This window comes from Mesorhizobium sp. C120A (assembly GCF_030323105.1).
Classification (GTDB): domain Bacteria; phylum Pseudomonadota; class Alphaproteobacteria; order Rhizobiales; family Rhizobiaceae; genus Mesorhizobium.
In genome coordinates this window covers 4,770,300-4,787,477 of the sequence record NZ_CP100476.1, presented here as the reverse complement: position 1 = coordinate 4,787,477, position 17,178 = coordinate 4,770,300, and the positions used below count along the sequence as shown (strand labels likewise).

At 64.8% G+C, this 17,178-nt stretch carries 16 protein-coding genes; 8 read left to right on the top strand and 8 right to left on the bottom strand.

Annotated elements, in window-relative coordinates; genetic code table 11:
* Window positions 1-4: 4 nt before the first annotated feature.
* The 3 genes from NL532_RS23350 to NL532_RS23340 all read right to left on the bottom strand — a co-directional run bounded on the left by NL532_RS23350 (window position 5) and on the right by NL532_RS23340 (window position 4,352).
* Window positions 5-310: a hypothetical protein gene (locus NL532_RS23350; RefSeq protein WP_023705136.1), complete on the bottom strand. Its 306-nt coding sequence runs from the start codon at window positions 308-310 to the stop codon at window positions 5-7.
* A 14-nt stretch (window positions 311-324) separates the two neighbouring features.
* The gene (locus NL532_RS23345) at window positions 325-2,874 is read right to left on the bottom strand and encodes a caspase family protein (RefSeq protein WP_023828779.1); all 2,550 of its coding nucleotides are present in this window, start codon (window positions 2,872-2,874) and stop codon (window positions 325-327) included.
* Window positions 2,875-3,116: 242 nt separating this feature from the next.
* Window positions 3,117-4,352: an ROK family protein gene (locus NL532_RS23340; RefSeq protein WP_023828778.1), complete on the bottom strand. Its 1,236-nt coding sequence runs from the start codon at window positions 4,350-4,352 to the stop codon at window positions 3,117-3,119.
* Between the two features lie 166 nt (window positions 4,353-4,518).
* Between NL532_RS23340 and NL532_RS23335 the strand changes: the two genes are divergently transcribed.
* The 4 genes from NL532_RS23335 to NL532_RS23320 all read left to right on the top strand — a co-directional run bounded on the left by NL532_RS23335 (window position 4,519) and on the right by NL532_RS23320 (window position 8,412).
* Entirely contained in the window at window positions 4,519-5,175 is a 657-nt protein-coding gene (locus tag NL532_RS23335) for an SGNH/GDSL hydrolase family protein (protein ID WP_023828777.1), read from the top strand.
* A 157-nt stretch (window positions 5,176-5,332) separates the two neighbouring features.
* Window positions 5,333-5,713 (top strand): type 1 periplasmic-binding domain-containing protein, encoded by a 381-nt coding sequence (locus NL532_RS23330; RefSeq protein WP_245270232.1) that lies wholly within the window; start codon window positions 5,333-5,335, stop codon window positions 5,711-5,713.
* Window positions 5,710-6,477, top strand: coding sequence for a sugar ABC transporter substrate-binding protein (locus tag NL532_RS23325; RefSeq protein WP_245270230.1), 768 nt, complete (start codon window positions 5,710-5,712; stop codon window positions 6,475-6,477). Before NL532_RS23330 ends, NL532_RS23325 begins: the two co-directional genes overlap by 4 nt.
* A 72-nt stretch (window positions 6,478-6,549) precedes the next feature.
* Entirely contained in the window at window positions 6,550-8,412 is a 1,863-nt protein-coding gene (locus NL532_RS23320) for an ATP-binding cassette domain-containing protein (protein WP_081730945.1), read from the top strand.
* An 18-nt stretch (window positions 8,413-8,430) separates the two neighbouring features.
* Here the strand turns inward: NL532_RS23320 and NL532_RS23315 are convergent, their stop codons facing one another.
* From NL532_RS23315 to NL532_RS23305, 3 genes are all read right to left on the bottom strand, one after another.
* Window positions 8,431-9,435: a zinc-dependent alcohol dehydrogenase family protein gene (locus NL532_RS23315; RefSeq protein ID WP_023828775.1), complete on the bottom strand. Its 1,005-nt coding sequence runs from the start codon at window positions 9,433-9,435 to the stop codon at window positions 8,431-8,433.
* Between the two features lie 48 nt (window positions 9,436-9,483).
* Window positions 9,484-9,756, bottom strand: a complete 273-nt coding sequence (locus NL532_RS23310; protein WP_023828774.1) for a hypothetical protein — start codon at window positions 9,754-9,756, stop codon at window positions 9,484-9,486.
* An 86-nt stretch (window positions 9,757-9,842) separates the two neighbouring features.
* Complete coding sequence (locus tag NL532_RS23305) at window positions 9,843-10,595, bottom strand: DUF899 domain-containing protein (RefSeq protein WP_023695474.1); 753 nt, start codon at window positions 10,593-10,595, stop codon at window positions 9,843-9,845.
* Window positions 10,596-10,984: 389 nt separating this feature from the next.
* Here NL532_RS23305 and NL532_RS23300 point away from each other — a divergent pair, with 389 nt between their 5' ends.
* Complete coding sequence (locus NL532_RS23300; protein ID WP_023685490.1) at window positions 10,985-12,205, top strand: hypothetical protein; 1,221 nt, start codon at window positions 10,985-10,987, stop codon at window positions 12,203-12,205.
* A gap of 29 nt (window positions 12,206-12,234) precedes the next feature.
* Window positions 12,235-12,867, top strand: a complete 633-nt coding sequence (locus NL532_RS23295; RefSeq protein WP_023715140.1) for a Vgb family protein — start codon at window positions 12,235-12,237, stop codon at window positions 12,865-12,867.
* Between the two features lie 52 nt (window positions 12,868-12,919).
* Here NL532_RS23295 and NL532_RS23290 read toward each other — a convergent pair whose 3' ends face one another.
* On the bottom strand, window positions 12,920-13,225 hold the full coding sequence (locus NL532_RS23290) for a hypothetical protein (protein ID WP_023689804.1): 306 nt from the start codon (window positions 13,223-13,225) through the stop codon (window positions 12,920-12,922).
* 284 nt (window positions 13,226-13,509) lie between these two features.
* Here NL532_RS23290 and NL532_RS23280 point away from each other — a divergent pair, with 284 nt between their 5' ends.
* The gene (locus NL532_RS23280; protein WP_023685493.1) at window positions 13,510-13,854 is read left to right on the top strand and encodes a PQ-loop domain-containing transporter; all 345 of its coding nucleotides are present in this window, start codon (window positions 13,510-13,512) and stop codon (window positions 13,852-13,854) included.
* A 37-nt stretch (window positions 13,855-13,891) separates the two neighbouring features.
* On the opposite strand, the gene NL532_RS23275 is transcribed toward NL532_RS23280, so the two are convergent.
* On the bottom strand, window positions 13,892-14,623 hold the full coding sequence (locus tag NL532_RS23275; RefSeq protein WP_023673885.1) for a DUF2270 domain-containing protein: 732 nt from the start codon (window positions 14,621-14,623) through the stop codon (window positions 13,892-13,894).
* A gap of 239 nt (window positions 14,624-14,862) precedes the next feature.
* On the opposite strand from NL532_RS23275, the gene NL532_RS23270 reads away from it, so the two are divergent.
* On the top strand, window positions 14,863-17,157 hold the full coding sequence (locus NL532_RS23270) for a cation:proton antiporter domain-containing protein (RefSeq protein WP_023828773.1): 2,295 nt from the start codon (window positions 14,863-14,865) through the stop codon (window positions 17,155-17,157).
* Window positions 17,158-17,178: the final 21 nt, after the last annotated feature.

The following is a 17,178-nucleotide window of genomic DNA, read 5'->3' as shown; positions in this document are numbered from 1 at the left end:
GATCTCATCCCCAACCGCCGCCGCCGCCGCCAGCCCCACCGCCGCCTCCGCTGCCGCCGAGAGAAGGAATCACGGGCGGCTTTTGCGGGATCTCCTCGGCCGGCTTGACCACTTTGCCGGTGGCCGCCTTCTTGTATCTGACCACCTTTGGCTGAGGTGCTACGCGAACCACTTTGCGATGGTTCACCGGCGGCGCCGGCTCAAACATCGGCGACACCGAGGTGCAGCCCATGAGCCCGGCCAGAACGCCGGATAGAATTATCCCGATGAATGCCTGCCCGAATGTCTGCTTGAATGCCTTGCCCACCATGGCCTCCTTATTGTTCAGAACAAATCCCGACGCGGATTGGCTTCTTCCCAGACCCCCCGGGCCGCATTGACCAGTTGCGTGTCCAGCGAACCGGACGCGGGAATCTTCGACTTGAGCTCTCGACGCAGGGCGTCCAAAGCTGCCGTTTTCGGCTTGGTGCCGAACTGCGCCAGGCCCTTTTTGGCGTCCGGCAGCTCCTTGCGCAGATCGAGCGCGACGGCGAATGCCAGGAAGCGCACCGCGACAGCCTGATCGGCCTTGTCGCCTTTCGCCATTTCAAGCGCCGCGCGATCATAGGCGCTCGACGGATCGCCGCGCGTGGTCGCCAGTTCGAACAGCCTTTGCGCTTCCGCCGGGTCCTGGCGCACACCGGCGCCATCCCTGTACATGCGGGCGAGGCTGCCGGGCGCGTAGGGCTGGCCAAGATCGGTGGCCTGCTGGAACAGGGCCTGCGCCGTCTTCGGATCCTTGTCGATGCCCTGGCCGGCGAGGTAATTGCGGCCGAGCAGGTTCATCGAATACATGTCTTGGCGCTGCACCCCCGCTTGCAGGAAGGCGACGGCGCGGGCCGGATCGGCAGGCACGCCATTGCGGCCCTCGGTGAAGATGGCGGCAAGATCGTTCATGGCATAGGTGTGCCCCATGGCCGCCGCCTTGAGCAGCAGGTCGAGGCCCTTGGCCGTATCGCGGTTGACGCCATAGCCATTGAACAGCGCGCGTCCCCACGAGGTCATACCGTAAGGATCACCCTTGTCGGCGGCAGCCTTGTAGAGAGCGTTGGCCTGGGTGCGGTCTATGGTCGTTCCGGTTCCGGTTGCGTTGAGATAGCCGAGTTCGAAGACGGCGCGCACATGGCCTTTCTTGGCGGCGTCCTCGATGGCTGACCTGGCCTCGCCGACCCTGCCTGCCGCAAGCAGGGCGCGGCCGAGCTCGTAGTGGAAGCGGGCGACGTCTGGATAGGTTTTCACGGCCGCCTCGCAGGCTGCCACCGCACCGGCGCCGATCTCGTTCGGCAGCAGGCCGGGCACCACCCCTTGCAGGTCGAGAGGCTCGCCGGCGGCGGTATCGCAGGCATCGACCATCGGCGACAGCTTCATTGTCGCGGGCTTAGCCGAGCTGCTGTCGGCCCGGATTTCGAAGCCGACCTCGACCGGCGCGCCGGCGCCGATCTGCGGCTCGTAACGGAGATGGTCGACTTCACCGGCCAGAAGGCTGGATTGCGGCGACAAGGTTCGATCAGGCAATGACAGCGTTCCCGTTGCCGGATACCCCGTGACCTTCAGGCTGACCGCCGGATCGTCGGTGGGGAAATCCAGATTGAGCGCGACCGGGCCGACGCCGACGGGAATATCAAGCTTGCGGTTCTCGATCGCTTCGGCAGCGCCGGTGATGTGGATGCCGCGATCCAGCACCTGCTGCTTCTGCTCGGCCTCGAGCGAAGCCATGATCTGCTGACCCGCCGCACCTTCGCCGCTCTTGACGCGGAACACGAGTATGCCCTGGCTCCCGCCGCCCCAATTGTCATGCGTGGCATAGGCCAGCATATCCACCTCGTCCTGCGTGGCGGCGCCTTTGGGGACATCCATTTGCAGGCGCGGCAGGTCCTTGCCGGCGATCGGTTCGCCCACCGCGACGTCTTTGCCGTCCAGCACCAGACGGCCCATTGCCGGCGGACGTTCGATGCTGACGCTGATAGCGCCGCCATCGACATCGACCGGCTCCGGCAGGCCGAGAGCGACAGGACCGACCCCCGAGAGCACTACCTTCTCCAGCACTGGCGGCAGCGAAGGCCGGTTGTTGCGGCGCACCAGCACCACGTCATCGATCAGCGAGGAATTTTCCCAGGGCACCTGCATGCCGTTGGTGGCCTGCACGACATCGCGGCGCACCGCCGACATGACCGTGCGGATCTCCTGGTTCGGCGCCAGCGCGCGCCGCGAAAAGGCCGATGAAAACGGGCTGAGGTCGCCGCTGCCGTCATAGGCGACCGCGCCTGGTTCGGTGGCGAAGGCAATCAGCGTGTTGAGCGAGCTTCGCACCTGCGCCAGCCCGGTATTGCCGGCGGTGACAAGCTGGTCGCGCAGCCAGTAATTGTTGCGCGGGAAGGGGTTGTTGCGGCAGGCATCGAGGATGATCACCTGGATCTTCGACTTCGAGCGCAGCTGCTCCAGCACGTCGTTGAGCTTGATGGCCTGGACCTCGATGTCGGCCGCCTTCTTCAACGAGGCGTCGACGGGTATCAGGAAATTCTCGCCGCCGATCTGAAAGCCGTGCCCGGAATAGTAGACGACGGCGAGATCGGCGCCGTCGGCGGCGGCCAGATAGTCCCGGAACTGGCCTTCGAACTGCTGCTTGGTGAGGTTCTCGGCGACGAAAACCTCGAAGCCGGCCAGCCGGAACGTGGCCGATACGTCCTGGGCATCCTTGGCCGGGTTCTTCAGCGCCGGGATGTCGCGATAATCGGAATTGCCGATGACGAGCGCGACCCTTCGATCGGCGCAGGCCTCGAAGCTTGTGAAGCCGGCAAGGATGAAGGCCGCGATGAATCCGCAAAGTCGGAGCATGACAAAACTCCTGGTCGCGGCCTGACGCCGACGAGAACACCGCTTGCGGCATCAAGGTCCGTTGAGAGTATGCAACCTGCCACAGCATAAAGTGAAAGGCCCGTCACCGCCAGACCATGGCAGGCGATTTCTTTCGGCGTCGACCGACCGCAGGGTGCAAGTAGCACGCGCTTCACGAGCAGGTATGTGACAAGTCTCACAGTTCGCTGTTTGGGGAATGCCTGGTGCCGGCGGCTGCGCGCCTATTCCTTGAAGAGCAGTTCCTTGTCGTTCGAATATTTCACCAGCAGCGGAATGCTGGCGCCGCCGATGACGGGGCCGAGATGGCCAAACGTCCCCTCGATGACGGAGAACGGCTCGGGGCGATCGACAAGGATCCGTGCCAGCTTTCTGCGCATGGCCTTGGCGATCTCCTTGCGCACGCCATTCGGTATGGCGCCATCGATCACCACATTGTCGATGTCGAGCAAGGCAACGGCACTGCGGGCGGCATAGGCAAGCCCGTCCGAAACCTCATCGATCCACGCGGTGAGCGGCTCTCCAAGGTCGCCCCAGTCGTCGGGCGACGACCAGATGCGGCCGGCGCCCTCGTCCCCATTGTCCTGGTCGTTGAGCTTGCCGGCCAGCGAATGCAGCGAAGCGACGCGCAGCAACGGGGTCATCCGGTCGCCCTTGCGCCCCGGCGCGGGCACCGGCATGTCGCCCAGCGCTCCGGCCAGCTTGTTGCGGCCGGGGAACAAGTGATGATCGAGCACCAGGCCGCCGCCGATGAAGTGCCCGACATAGGCATAGAGAAAGTCGGCGCGCGATCCGCCGGCGCCAAACATCAGTTCGGCCGCGGCCGACACCGTGGCGTCGTTGTAGAGGAACACCGGCCAGTCGAACGCCCGGTCCAGTTCGGCGCGAATGTCGATTTCCTTCCAGGCATCCAGCCTGCTCGCCGGCACCGCGCCCTCTTCGCTCAGGTTCCACTGATGGAATGGCGAGGCGATGCCAAGACCCGCGATGCGGTCTTTTTCTATCGATTTGTGCTTGCGGCACATGCGCGCGATGGCGCCCTTGGCGAATTTCATCACCTCGACCGGCGTCGGATAGTCGAACAGTGTGCGTTCGAACGCCATCACGTCGCCGACGAAATTGACCAGGGCGACATCGGCGCTGCGATGGTCGACCTTGAGGCCGAAGGCGTACGCGGCTTTCGGGTTCAACGCATAGGGAACCGAGGGTTGCCCCAGCCGTCCGCGCAAAGGCTCCAGGCGCAGCAGCAGCTTGTTGTCGGCGGCGCGGTTGACGATGGTGGTGATGGTTTGCGCGGCCAGCCCGGTCAGCCGCGTCAAATCGGTCTTGGCCAGCTGCCCGTGCCGGCGGATGAGCGAGACGATCAGGCGTTCGTTGTAGATGCGGCTCTCGGCCTGCGTGGTTCCGCCGCTGCGGCCCTCGGCGATCTTTTCGAGACTGAAGAAGCTGGTTCCGGTCACGCTTTCCCCTGCGCAAGGAGTTTGGCCGCAAGGCGAGCCGATCAAAGCGCTGACGTAGCAATGCGGGCATGGCAAGGCAACACTTAAATCCACCCGATGGAAAAATGTAGTTGACGCCGGCCGGCCTGCTGTCGTTCAAAGTATGCAGGCCTGGAGGAGCAATGCCGTGACGCAGACCCGGACCATCATGTGCTTTGGCGATTCCAATACCTATGGCGCCATTCCCACCCTGGCCCGGGTCGGACGGCACCGCTTCACGCCCGACCGGCGCTGGCCGGGCATCATGCGCCGCCAGCTCGGCAGCGGATGGGATGTGATCGAAGAAGGGCAGGGCGGGCGCACCACCGTGCACGACGATCCGATCGAAGGTCTCCACAAGAACGGGCTCAAATCGCTCCCGGTGTGCCTGGAAACGCATATGCCGCTCGACCTCGTTATCCTTATGCTCGGCACCAACGATCTCAAGCATAGGTTCTCGGTAACGCCGAATGATGTCGCTGATTCTATCGAGATCTTGGCCAGAATTGTGCTGCGCAGCGAAGCTGGCCCCGCAGGCGTGGCGCCCGCGGTCCTGATTGTTGCGCCGCCGCCGATGCTGGAGGTCGACTGGTTCGGCCAGATGTTCCTGGGCGGCGCTTCAAAGTCGATGCACTTTGCCGGCCTGTTCCGCGATGCGGCCCGGCGCGCCGGCGCCGCCTTCTTCAACGCCGGCGACGTCGTCGAATCGAGCGCGGTAGACGGCATTCACCTCGACAGCGACGCGCATCGCGTGCTCGGCACGGAATTGGCCAAAGCCGTCCAGTCGCTGATCGCCAAGGCGTGATCGCGTGGGCGAGTCACCCGACTATCTCTGATTAATTAATTCCACTGGAAAAACTTTTGACTTGCAAGCGGGAAGGTGGGTATCTGGGAGACTGGGAAGAGTAGCGACCGCGAGGCTTACGAAGCGCGGCAACAATCAACGACAGGGAGGAAGTAAAATGCGATCTGACAGGAACATGATGCTGGCGACGCTGCTCGGCGTTGCCGCTGTGCTCGCGGGCGGTACCATCCTGGCAAGCGCGCAGGACGGCCCGGCCGGGCTCACCAAGCCGGCGGTATTTGCGCCGTTCGACCCGAAGGCGCCGGCCTGCAGCCCACCGCCCGGCCTGAGCAAGGTGCTGGCCTTCGCGCAGGACAACGAGCGTGAATTCATGCAGGGCGTCGACCGCGGCCTGGCCGCCGCCGCCAAGGATCGCGGCCTGGAATATCGCCGCGCGCTTGCCAACAATGACGCCGCCAAGGGGGTCGAGCAGGTGCAATTGTTTCTCGCCTCCAAGATCGGCGGTCTGGTCGCAGCCCCAGTGGACCCGGCTCGATGAGCCGCAGCCTGCAGGAGCTTATCTGGTCGGGCGCCTATGTCGGCACCATCGTGCCGCCGCCGGCGACGTCGCTGCTCAACGCGCCGCAATACGAGACCGGCAAGGTGCTGGCCGAAGCGGCCGCGGCCTACATAAAGGACAAGCTCGGCGGCAAGGCCAATGTCGTCATCCTGTCGCATGACAGCATGGAATTCCTGGCGCCGCGCTTTGCCGCCATGCGCGACATCTTCAAGGCTATGCCAGGCGTCACCATCGTCGCCGACATCTCGCCCAATCCCGTCAACAAGGAAGGCGGCTTTGCCACGATGAGCACTATTCTCCAGGCCCATCCCGACGTCGATGTCGTGCTCGGCGCCGACACGGTCGTGCTCGGCGCGCTGGCTGCGCTGGAAGCGGCGGGCAAGGCGCGGCCGGACCAGTTCCTTGGCGGCATCGACGGCGAGCCGGAGGCGGTCGCCGCGATCAAGAAAGGCGGCGGTCCCTACAAGGCAAGCATCAGCCTGGCGTCGCCGGTCTTCGCTTATGCCATGGGCCAGCACGCCGCCGACTGGCTGGAGGGCAAGAGCATCCCGCAGGCGATGGATATCCTCCCCGTGGCGCTGACCAGCGACTACATGGCCCAATACGAGGCCGATGTCGCCGACCCGGCCGCGGTTTACAAGGACCCGAAGCGCCGCGACATCTATCTCAGGATGTACGGCAACATCTGTTACGATACGCGCGACCAGTATGTGAATTTCCCCTGGTCATCCGAGGCAAAGTAGCGCCTGTTTTTCCCGCGCGATACGGGCGGGTTCAGCCTGACCTGAAACCGCCCGCTTCAGTGAGAGGCAAGCATGAGCACAGACAGCCTTCGAACGGGGACGACAACGCTGCAAACGGGCCGGTTTTCATCCTTGCTGCCGGGCGTCAAGGCACCGGGCGAAGCGTCTGGCCGCATCGGGCTGGCGCTGGTCGCGCTGGGCTTGATCGTCGCCTTCTCGCTGTTCAACAAATCGTTCTTCAGCCTCGACAATTTCGTCGTCATTGGCGTCAACTCGACCTCGATTCTGATCGCCGTGCTCGGCACCTCCGCCCTGCTGATCGCCGGCTATGTCGACCTCTCCATCGGCAGCATGGTCGCCTTGATCGGCATCATCACCGCCAAGGTTGCGGTGGCGACGCAGAGCGCGCTGCTGGCGATCTGCGTCGGCCTGGGTCTGGGCCTTTTGCTCGGTCTGCTCAACGGTCTGCTGGTGCGCAGGCTGAGCATCTCGCCGTTGATCGTCACGCTGGCGATGCTGGCGCTCTATGGCGGCCTTGCCTTCGTCGTCTCCAGCACCGCGGTCTATGGTTTTCCCGAGGCTCTGCTCGAATTGGGGCGGGGCAAGATCTTCGGCATCCAGTACACCGTGATCATCGCCGCGCTGGTCTTTGTGATCGGAGCCTTTGTTTTGACCAGCACGGTCACCGGCTTGAGGCTCTACGCCATAGGCGGCGACCCGCGCGCAGCCGAACTCTGCGGCATTCCGGTGGGGCGCACGGTGGTTGGCCTCTACGCCGCCAATGGCTTGCTGATCGGCCTGGTCTCGGTGCTGATCGCCGGCCGTCTCGGCAGCATCACGCCGACCATCGGCGTTCGCTTCGAGCTCGACGTGCTCACCGCCGCGATCCTTGGCGGCGTCGCTTTTTCCGGCGGCTCCGGCCGGCCGCTCGGCATCGCCATCGGCGTTGCCACCATCGGCATCCTCAATGCAGGACTGATCTTCGTCGGCCTGCAATCATGGTGGCAATCCATTTCGGTGGGAAGCATGCTGTTGCTGGCGCTGGTGGCCGACCAGGCTGCGATCGGTTTTCGCGGCCGGCGCGCTCGGGCCGCCGCGACCAACTTCACGGTGGCGGACAATGGTGCCGTCGCCTCGGCCGGCCCTGCCGTGACGGAGGGCAATGGAGAAGCCCCGCAAGGTCCGGCATTCTCGATTGCCGGCGCCCGCAAATCCTACGGCGCGCTGACGGCATTGGAAGAGGCGAGTTTCACGGTCGGCAAAGGCGAGATCGTCTGTCTGCTCGGCGACAATGGCGCCGGCAAGTCGACGCTGGTGAAGATTATTTCGGGCGCCATCCGGCCCGATGCCGGCGCGATGACCCTCGAGGGCCAGCCGATTTCCTTCAGGAGCCCGCAGGATGCACGCGGCGCCGGCCTGGAGACCGTCTATCAGGATTTGGCGCTCTGCCCGAACCTCAGCGTCGCCCACAATATGATCCTCGGGCGTGAGGAAACGCGGCGTTGGCTCGGTGTCTTCCCAGTTCGCGGCGACCGAAAGGCCGCCGAGCAGTGTCGTGCCCGGCTTGCCGCGCTGGGCGTCACGCTTCGCGACGAAAACGTTCTGGTGCGCTCGCTGTCGGGCGGCCAGCGGCAGTCCATCGCCATTGCCCGCGCGCTTGCCGATCACGTCAAGCTGATTTGCCTTGACGAGCCCACCGCCGCGCTTGGCGTCAAGCAGACCGCGCAGGTCGTCAAACTGATCCGTTCGATCGCCGTCAGCGGCACCGGCGTCATCCTGGTCACGCACGACCTGTCGACGGTCAGGGCGCTGGCCGACAGGATCGTGGTGCTCAGCCTCGGCCGGGTGGCCTACGACGGCTCGGCCAGACAGCTGACGGCCGATCAACTCTGGGGCCTGATGGCAAGCGGGACGCTGGCGCCGGCCGCTGGGTAGGAATGCCGATCACAGGATCTAAAGCTCGAGGCAGACCTTGCCGAAATGCCTTTGCGCTTCGTAGTGCCTGAAGGCGGCGGCGATATCCTGCAGTGGAAAGCTGCTGTCGATGACGGGCTTCAGGCGGTTGACCTCTATGGCACGGATCATGTCCTGCTGGTCGGCTTTGCTGCCGATGGAAATCCCGCTGATGCGGATCTGGTTTGAAAACAGCGCCGGGATTGACACTTCTGCTGCAAAGCCGGTCAGGACGCCGATGAGTGCGATATGCCCATCTGTCCGGCAGGCCGCTATCGACTGCGCCAGCGTCGCCGGTCCACCGACCTCGATCACATGGTCGACGCCGCGTCCGTCCGTCAGTTCCCTGGCCTTGCCGCCCCACTCCGGCACCGCCTTGTAGTTGATGACGCTGTCGGCCCCGAGCCGTCTGAGCTTCTCCAGCTTCTCTTCATCGGACGACGTGGCGATGACCCTTGCGCCGGCGGCCTTGGCAAATTGCAGCGCAAACAATGACACGCTGCCGGTGCCAAGGATCAGCACGGTGTCGCTGGGCTTTACCTTGCCGCATGTCACCAGGCCGCGCCAGGCCGTGACGCCCGTGCAGGTCAGCGTTGCCGCCTCGAGATGCGTATAGCCCGCCGGCGCCCTGGTGAAAGCGTGCGCCGGCATGCACACATACTCGCTGGCGAAGCCGTCGAAACTGTCTCCGGGAATGTCGCGGCTTGTATCGGATCTCATGTCGCCGGCCAGCCACCAGGGGTAGAAAACACTGACGACGCTGTCGCCCGGCTTGAACGTGTCGACGCCGTCACCGATCGCGATCACCTCGCCGGCGCCATCCGACAGCGGCACGCGGCCGTCGGCGAGCGGCACCTTGCCTTGTACGGCGAAATCGTCGCGCACGTTCAGCGCGCAGGCGCGAATCCTGACCAGCATTTCTCCCGGCCCGGGCCGGGGCTGATCCTCCTCGACTAGGTCGAGCTTGTCCAACCCGCCCGGCGCTCTCAGCCTGACCAGCTTCATAGTCTCTCTCCGACGTAAAGAGCGTTAGCATGGCGGCGGCGGTCCAGCCTATCGCCGGACCGGCCGGCCGGAAATCACGCGCAGCCAAGGCGCCAGATGGACGGCGCTCATCAAGAGATACATCAGCGGCATGCCGGTGAGCGGGGAGGCATCGGCCCCTAGGCACGACATGACGCCGTCGCCAGCGTGAATGCAGGTAAGCAGCGCCATCACGGCGAAAACGGGGGCCGCGGCGAGGCACAGCCAGTCGGCGGTGCGGAGAGAAACTGCATCGGAGCGTTGAGGGACCTCACTGTCGGTGCCTGTGCCGATATCGCTCATGGTCGTAATCCCTTGATGATCAATGCCCGGGTTTCCTGTCCCGTGAGGGACAGGAAACCAAGCTGGATGGGCGCCGCTCCAGGTCCTTACTTGCCGTCCTTGTTGCGGAACGCGGCTTCGCCGGCCGCCGACACTTCCTCCCACGTCTTGTCGGGTGCGGCGTCGTAATTGTCGTGCCAGTTCCACCAGCTGTAGAGCTCGGTCTGCGGATAGCCTTCGGGCGAATCCTCCCAGATTTCCTGGCGGCCGAGCGGCGTTGCGTCGAGGTAGCTCCAGACCGTGCCCATCTGCTCGTCGCCGCGGTTGTTGATGAAGTAGGTGCGATACACTTTCTTGCCGTCCTGGATGAACACGTTGTGGCCGTGCCATTCGTCGACGCCGAAATCCTTGTCGAAACTGTCGGTGATTGTGTACCAGGGCATCTCCCAACCCATCCGCTGCTTCAAGCTGGCAATGTCGGCCTGCGGCGCGCGGGAGGCATAGGCAAGCGTGGTGTTGCGGGCGTTCAGATGGGCGAGATGGCCGACCTGGTCGGCGCCGAGCGAACAGCCGCGGCAGGCATGTTCGGGCCAGCCGTGGACGCCGGGTTCGTAGAAGGCGCGGTAGACGATCAACTGCCGCCGGCCCTCGAACAAATCGAGCAGGCTCGCTTTGCCGTTGGGACCTTCAAACACATAGGCCTTGTCTACTTCCATCCATGGCATGCGCCGGCGCTCGGCCGACAGCGCGTCCCTGGCGCGCATCGTTGCCTTTTCCTTCACCAGCATCTTTTCGCGCTCGGCTTCCCATTCCTGCCTTGAAACGACCGGTGGGGTCTTCATTGCCACGTGCTTGGTCATTGCTTGTTTCCTTTGCCAGTTGTTGAGCCGTTGTGGCTTGTCGTTGACTGTTGATCGTGAGGCAGGCTAGGGCCGCGAGGCGGCGAGGGCGGAGTTACAAATGTGACGGCATTTGCAGGCGGGCCACCGCAGCAGGGGTGGCGAGGCCGCACGGTGGGCTCGAAGTCCTCGGAAGCAGGCATGGTCGGTTTTTCCTTGTTGAGAAGCTTAACACGACTGTCTGAGATGCTCAGGCTAGCGAATGCGAATATTGCCGTCAACGCAGGCCCGGGCGTCTTCAACCAGTCCAGATGGCTAGGTCGCCGTCCGCGGCTTGCTGCTTGGCGGTGGTGACTTAAGTTAGGGCCGATAAGGGGAGCGGTGGGAGTTACAAATGTGACGGGATTTGCATGGACTCGCTGATCACCGCGGCAGGGCTGGCGCTGGCGGCGGGCAATCCGCTGGCGGCACTCGACCGCGTCGCCTTGCGCGAGGATGCCCCGGCGCTGGCGTTGCGCGGCATTGCCATGGCGCAGCTCGGCGATTTCGATCGCGCCAAAGTACTGTTGCGTAGGGCCGGCCGTGCCTTCGGTCCAAAGGAGGCGGTGGCGCGCGCCAGATGCGTTGTCGCCGAAGCCGAGATCGCGCTTGTTTCGCGTGATCTCGGCTGGCCATCCAAGGCGCTCGACGCGGCGCGGTCGACATTGGAAAAGCATGGCGACCGGCTGAACGCGGCGCATGCCGGGCATCTCAAAGTGCGCCGCCTGCTTCTGATCGGCCGCCTCGACGAGGCTGAAGACGTGCTGGCTGGGCTCGATCCGTCGCCGCTTCCGCCGGCCTCACGCGCCGCGCATGAACTCGCGGTTGCCGGCATCGCCATGCGGCGCCTGAAGACGAAGGCCGCGCGCGCAGCCCTTGAGTGGGCGCGCCATGCCGCCCGCCGGGCCGGCATTCCGGGTCTCATGGCGGAGGTCGACAGCGCCTTCCTGGCGCTGGAGACGCCGGCGGCGCGGCTGATCGCAGGCGGCGAGGAGCATCCGCTGTTGCTCGAAGAGGTCGAAGCGCTGCAGGCGTCGCGCGCGCTGGTCGTCGATACGTTCCGCTATATCGTGCACAAGCAGGAAACAACGATCTCGCTGGCAACGAGGCCGGTGCTGTTTGCGCTGGCGCGCGCGCTTGCCGAAGCCTGGCCGGCGGATGTGCCGAGGGCGACGCTGATTGCCCGCGCCTTTGGCGGCCGGCATGCCGATGAATCGCATCGCGCCAGGCTGCGGGTCGAGATCGGCCGGCTGCGCGCCGAATTGCGGCCGCTGGCGGGCATAGGCGCGACCAGCCAGGGCTTTGCGCTAAAGCCGCGCGAAGCAGGCTCCGTGGCGGTGCTGGCGCGGCCGATCGAGGAGCGGCACGCCGCGGTGCTGGCCTTCCTGGCTGATGGTGAATCCTGGGCCAGCTCGGCGTTGGCGCTGGCGCTGGGCGCCGGACAGCGCAGCGTACAGCGGGCGCTCGAGCAGTTGGCCGAGACCGGCAAAGTGCAGTCCTTCGGCCACGGCCGGGCGCGGCGCTGGATGACGCCACCGGTCGCTGGTTTCACGACCACCTTGTTACTCCCGTCGCCGCTGCCGAACGGCTAGGAAAGGTGACCATGATCGAGGACCAGGACATGAAACATTCAGCAGCGGAAATCCTGCGCGAATACGGGCCCTTTCCTGATGTCGACACCGTGCACGGCGTGAGCTTCGACGGACAGAATGTCTGGTTTGCGACGGGCGAGCGGCTGACCGCCTTCGATCCGGCAAGCGGTGAGACGCTGCGCTCGATCGATGTCGCCGCCCATGCCGGCACCGCCTATGACGGCCGACATCTGTTTCAGCTCGCCGGGGACCGCATCCAGAAGATCGACCCGGATACCGGCAAGGTGCTCTCCATCATCCCGGCGCCCGGCGGCGGCCGCGATTCCGGCATGACCTGGGCCGAGGGCACGCTCTGGGTGGGGCAAAACCGGGAGCGCAAGATCCACCAGATCGATCCCGAGACCGGGAAAATCCTGCGGACCATCGACTCAAACCGCTTCGTCACCGGAGTGACCTGGGTCGATGGCGAGCTCTGGCACGGCACCTGGGAAGGCGACCAGAGCGATGTCCGGCGCGTCGATCCGCAAAGCGGAAAGGTGCTGGAACGGCTCGACATGCCGGCAGGGGTGGGCGTTTCCGGGCTCGAATCCGACGGCGGCGACCGCTTCTTCTGCGGCAGCGGCCCCGGCGGCATGGTGCGATCAGTGCGTCGGCCGAAGTAAGGCCGTCAAGTATTGGGCCGGCAGCATATTTCCTACGGTCATCCCGCCGAGATCATATCCCGGAGCCGTCGAGCAGCGGGACGTCTTCGCCTTGCCACGGACTTGGCATTGAAGCCCGGCTCAGATTGGCCGTCGGCAGCGGCATCCAGCATTTTAACTCCGGTTCGGGGTATTCGATCACCCGTCCTGGCGACGAATCGGAAGAGCGCCAGCCCTCCGTGCCGAACTGGTCGGCGCGCGACCAGTAAGCGAGGTCGACCTCGGCCGGCCCCTGTTCCGATGGCCTGACCGTGACCAGGATGCGGCTGCCGTCCTTGGGCGCGCTCGCCATGTGCCGCCAGCGATCGGGTTCGTCCATTCTCATGTCCTCCTGCACGTTGCAGGGATAGTCGCCGCGCTCTTGGCAGCGGTCAACCCGAACTTTGCCCAAGCACGAGATCTGTTTAGTACTCCCGCGCCGTCGGCCGAAACAGGATCTGGTTCATGTCGACCTCGTCGGGCTGGCTCACGGCGAACGCCCACATGGCGAAAGAATCCGGGTGCCGGGCCGCAACAGGAAAATCAAAGCCGGCATGTGAACGGGCTCACATGCCGCCACTGCAAGGAACGCTATGGGACGTCCGGCCATGACAGGGGTTTCGGATGACACTTGCAGATCTGTCTTTTTATCTCTTCACTATTTTCAATGGCTTGCGCGTGGTGTCCTACCTGCCGCAGATCGTGCGGGTGGCCCGGGACAGGCACGGGGCGTCGGCGATTTCCTACGCGACCTGGCTGTTGTGGACAGGCGCCAACGCCACGACGGGACTCTACGCCCACATCAATCTGAACGATCCCGCTCTGGCGGCGATCAACTGGCTGAACGCCGTATGCTGCGTGCTGGTCATCGCGCTCACCGCCTACAAGCGCCATCGCGCACGGCTTCCGGTTGAGGAAGCCGCAAGCCGGTCGGAAGCGACCGCTCTGTTGGTCGACAATGTCTGCTGAAGATCACCGCGGCAGATTGCGCTTTTCGAGGCCGCTCTCAGACATGCACGGTGCCATGCGAAAGCTCGCCCTCGTCGCTTGAGATGAGGAAAGCGGCTGCGAGCAGGCCGACATAGAACAGCCCGACCATGCACACGACATAGATGCCTGGAACCGGGCCGAGCTGCGCCACGCGCGCGGCGTCGAGAAATGACGCGCCCAAGCCTATCGGCGACCCTTCGCGCTGCAGACTGGGCGTCGTGATCTTCAGCACCCACGCCAGCATCAGGATCGTGTACATGAAAATGTAGTTGCGGCGCAGCCGGCGCACCAACGCCGCGCGTTGCGAGATCAGGAAGCGCGGCGAACGCAGGCCTTCGCCGACGATGGCCAGCCAGTTGGAGGCGTAGTCGGGCTGCGGCGAGAAGATCTGCGCGAAATAATAGCGCTCGAACTGGCGCACCCTGGCCCGGTAGACATCGAAGAAACGATAGCGCCGCGCCTCGATCCATAGCAGCAGCGTGGTCAGCAGCATGGCAAAGAGCAGCACCCCGTGATGGGCGCTGGGCGTCGAGAGTGAGACTGAGAGCATGGCGGCGACGACAGTAATCGCCCAGTTGCTGGTACGGTCCAGCCGGTCGCGCCAGCCGGCCATGCGGGCGATTTCGGCGCGGTGGAAATGCGACATGGTGGCCACGAATTCCGATGAGGTGAGCTTCAGCGCGAACGCATCAGAGGCCCGCGGCGCTGCAGCCGCTTCGTCGGTTTTCACGGTCTTGACCTGGGACATCCCTTGCCACGCGCCTCCCAACGCCATGGCCGGCCGAAACGACGCCGGTCATCCCCATCCGCGCAACGCGCAATCGGTTGAAAATGTTCCGTCGCCGGCCCGGGTCTCGGCGGTTTATCCGCAGTCAGATAGGCCCGTTATGCGATTCAGGTAAGGAGGAACCTGCGGCGCGCTAAGGGAGCGTGGCGTGCAACCGATCTCGCCCTCAAAACGTTATACCGGGCACAATGAGGGGGTGCATGTCCTTCGTGGTCAACCGGCGCCGGCCGGTCGCGCTTGCCGCGGCAGCTTTCGCATTCATGCCGGCCGCATCGTTAGCAGCCGAAAAGACCGGCATGTCCAGCGAGGGCATTTTCGTTCTCGAAATCCTCCTTCTGCTTCTCGTCGGCCGCGGCATCGGCGAATTGCTGGAGCGTCTCGGCCAGCCGGCGGTGATGGGTCAGCTCATCGGCGGCATCCTGCTCGGGCCATCGCTGCTCGGCTGGCTATTGCCGGAAGCAGAACGCGTGATCTTTTCAGGCGACGCCACCCAAAAGAGCATGATCAGCGCCATCGCCCAGCTCGGCGTGTTGATGCTTCTGTTGCTCACCGGGATGGAGACGGATCTGCGGCTGGTGCGCAGGGTCGGCCGTGCGTGCTTTTCCATCTCCGCCGCGGGCGTCGCCGTGCCTTTCGCGCTCGGCTTCACCGCCGCACAGTTCATGCCGGCCTCGCTGCTGGCCGACGGAACCGAGCGCCTTGTCGCCGGTCTCTTCCTCGGCACGGCGCTGTCGATCTCCTCGGTCAAGATCGTCGCCATGGTGGTGCGCGAGATGAACTTCATGCGCCGCGATCTCGGTCAGATCATCGTCTCGTCGGCCATCATCGAGGACACGATCGGCTGGGTGATCATCGCCATCACCATCGGCATCGCCACCAAGGGGCGCATCGAGCTCGGCAGCCTTGCCTTCACCATTGTCGGCGTCGCCGCCTTCATGGGGTTTTCCTTCACGATTGGCCGCCGCATCGTCTTCGACGCCATCCGCTGGACCAACGATACGTTCCGCAGCGAATACGCCGTCGTCACCGTCATTCTCGCCATCATGGGCGCAATGGCGCTGATCACCGATCTGATCGGCGTCCACACCGTGCTCGGCGCCTTCGTCGCCGGCATACTGGTTGGGGAATCGCCGATCCTGTCGCGTCATATCGAAGGGCAATTGCGCGGCGTCATCATGGCGCTGTTCATGCCGGTTTTCTTCGGCGTCGCCGGCCTTTCGGCGGATCTCACCGTGCTTGTTGACCACGAGCTTGCGCTACTCACGGCCGCTTTGGTGCTGATCGCCAGCTTCGGCAAATTCGCCGGCGCCTTCATCGGCGCCGAGCTTGCCGGCTTGAGCCGCAAGGAAGGCATCGCCGTCGGTTGCGGCATGAACGCGCGCGGCTCGACCGAAGTCATCGTCGCCTCTATTGGCCTGTCGATCGGCGTTCTGTCGCACAATCTTTTCACCATGATCGTGACCATGGCCGTCATCACCACGCTCGCCATGCCGCCGACCTTGCGTTGGGCACTCGGCCGCTTGCCGATGGGCGAGACCGAGAAGAAGCGTCTGGAGCGCGAGGAGATCGACCAACGCGGCTTCATCGCCAATCTGGAACGACTGCTGGTGGTGACCGATGAGGGCGTTGTCGGCCGCTTTGCTGCTTACCTCGCAGGAGTCGTGGGCGCCGGCAGGCCGACGACGGTGCTGCATGCCCGAGGCGAGGGGGAGGAGGCCGAGCCCGGCACGGATGCGAAGCTCGAGCCGATCGAAAAGGGTGCCGAGGACAGCCGCGAGGCCGCCAGGAGTTCGGACGAGGAGCTGGCCCGCGCGGCGCCTGTCACGCGGCGCCACGAGGCCGAGCTTTCGGCCGAAACGGTTGCCAAGGAGGCGCGCAAAGGCTATGGGCTGCTGCTGATCGGGCTCGGCCGCGCGGTCACGTCGAAAGGTGGGTTTGCCCGCCGCATCAACGAGATCGCCGGCGCCTTCGAGGGCCCGCTATGCCTGGTGCTGAAGGCGACCGGCGCCGGCCGCCAGATGCCAAGGCTAGGACCTGAAGGCGGGAAGATTCTGGTTCCGGTCAACGGCACCGCGATCGCCCGCCGGGGTGCAGAAATGGCGCTGGCGATTGCAGCGGTCACGGGTGCGCGGGTCAAGATACTTTATGTCGCGCGCGTCGGCCGCGACGAACCGCGCGACACTGTCTCGCATCGCCGCAGGGAGGCGGTGCTGAAGGATACCGTCGCACTAGCCGACCGCTATGGCGTCGAGATCGAGACGGCCATCCGCAGCCGGGCCGCCGCCGCCGATGCCATTGCCCGCCAGGCCGGCAGGGGGGCGGCGCTGATCGTCATCGGCGTGGCGCGGCGCCCTGGCGAGGAACTCTTCTTCGGCGAGACGACCACCGGCGTGCTGCAGCGCTGCCAATGCCCGGTGGTGCTGATCTCGGACGCCAGGCTCAGCCGCGACGACGAGGGCAGAGAAGAGCTGCGCTCGGGAACGGGGACAGGGTGATGAGTATTTCCCCTCGAGGGG

Coding starts and splice junctions, on each gene's coding strand:
- NL532_RS23350 (WP_023705136.1), bottom strand. CDS start 310: ATGGTGGGCAAGGCATTCAAGCAGACATTCGGGCAGGCATTCATCGGG.
- NL532_RS23345 (WP_023828779.1), bottom strand. CDS start 2,874: ATGCTCCGACTTTGCGGATTCATCGCGGCCTTCATCCTTGCCGGCTTC.
- NL532_RS23330 (WP_245270232.1), top strand. CDS start 5,333: ATGCGATCTGACAGGAACATGATGCTGGCGACGCTGCTCGGCGTTGCC.
- NL532_RS23325 (WP_245270230.1), top strand. CDS start 5,710: ATGAGCCGCAGCCTGCAGGAGCTTATCTGGTCGGGCGCCTATGTCGGC.
- NL532_RS23320 (WP_081730945.1), top strand. CDS start 6,550: ATGAGCACAGACAGCCTTCGAACGGGGACGACAACGCTGCAAACGGGC.
- NL532_RS23315 (WP_023828775.1), bottom strand. CDS start 9,435: ATGAAGCTGGTCAGGCTGAGAGCGCCGGGCGGGTTGGACAAGCTCGAC.
- NL532_RS23310 (WP_023828774.1), bottom strand. CDS start 9,756: ATGAGCGATATCGGCACAGGCACCGACAGTGAGGTCCCTCAACGCTCC.
- NL532_RS23305 (WP_023695474.1), bottom strand. CDS start 10,595: ATGACCAAGCACGTGGCAATGAAGACCCCACCGGTCGTTTCAAGGCAG.
- NL532_RS23300 (WP_023685490.1), top strand. CDS start 10,985: ATGGACTCGCTGATCACCGCGGCAGGGCTGGCGCTGGCGGCGGGCAAT.
- NL532_RS23295 (WP_023715140.1), top strand. CDS start 12,235: ATGAAACATTCAGCAGCGGAAATCCTGCGCGAATACGGGCCCTTTCCT.
- NL532_RS23290 (WP_023689804.1), bottom strand. CDS start 13,225: ATGGACGAACCCGATCGCTGGCGGCACATGGCGAGCGCGCCCAAGGAC.
- NL532_RS23280 (WP_023685493.1), top strand. CDS start 13,510: ATGACACTTGCAGATCTGTCTTTTTATCTCTTCACTATTTTCAATGGC.
- NL532_RS23275 (WP_023673885.1), bottom strand. CDS start 14,623: ATGTCCCAGGTCAAGACCGTGAAAACCGACGAAGCGGCTGCAGCGCCG.
- NL532_RS23270 (WP_023828773.1), top strand. CDS start 14,863: ATGTCCTTCGTGGTCAACCGGCGCCGGCCGGTCGCGCTTGCCGCGGCA.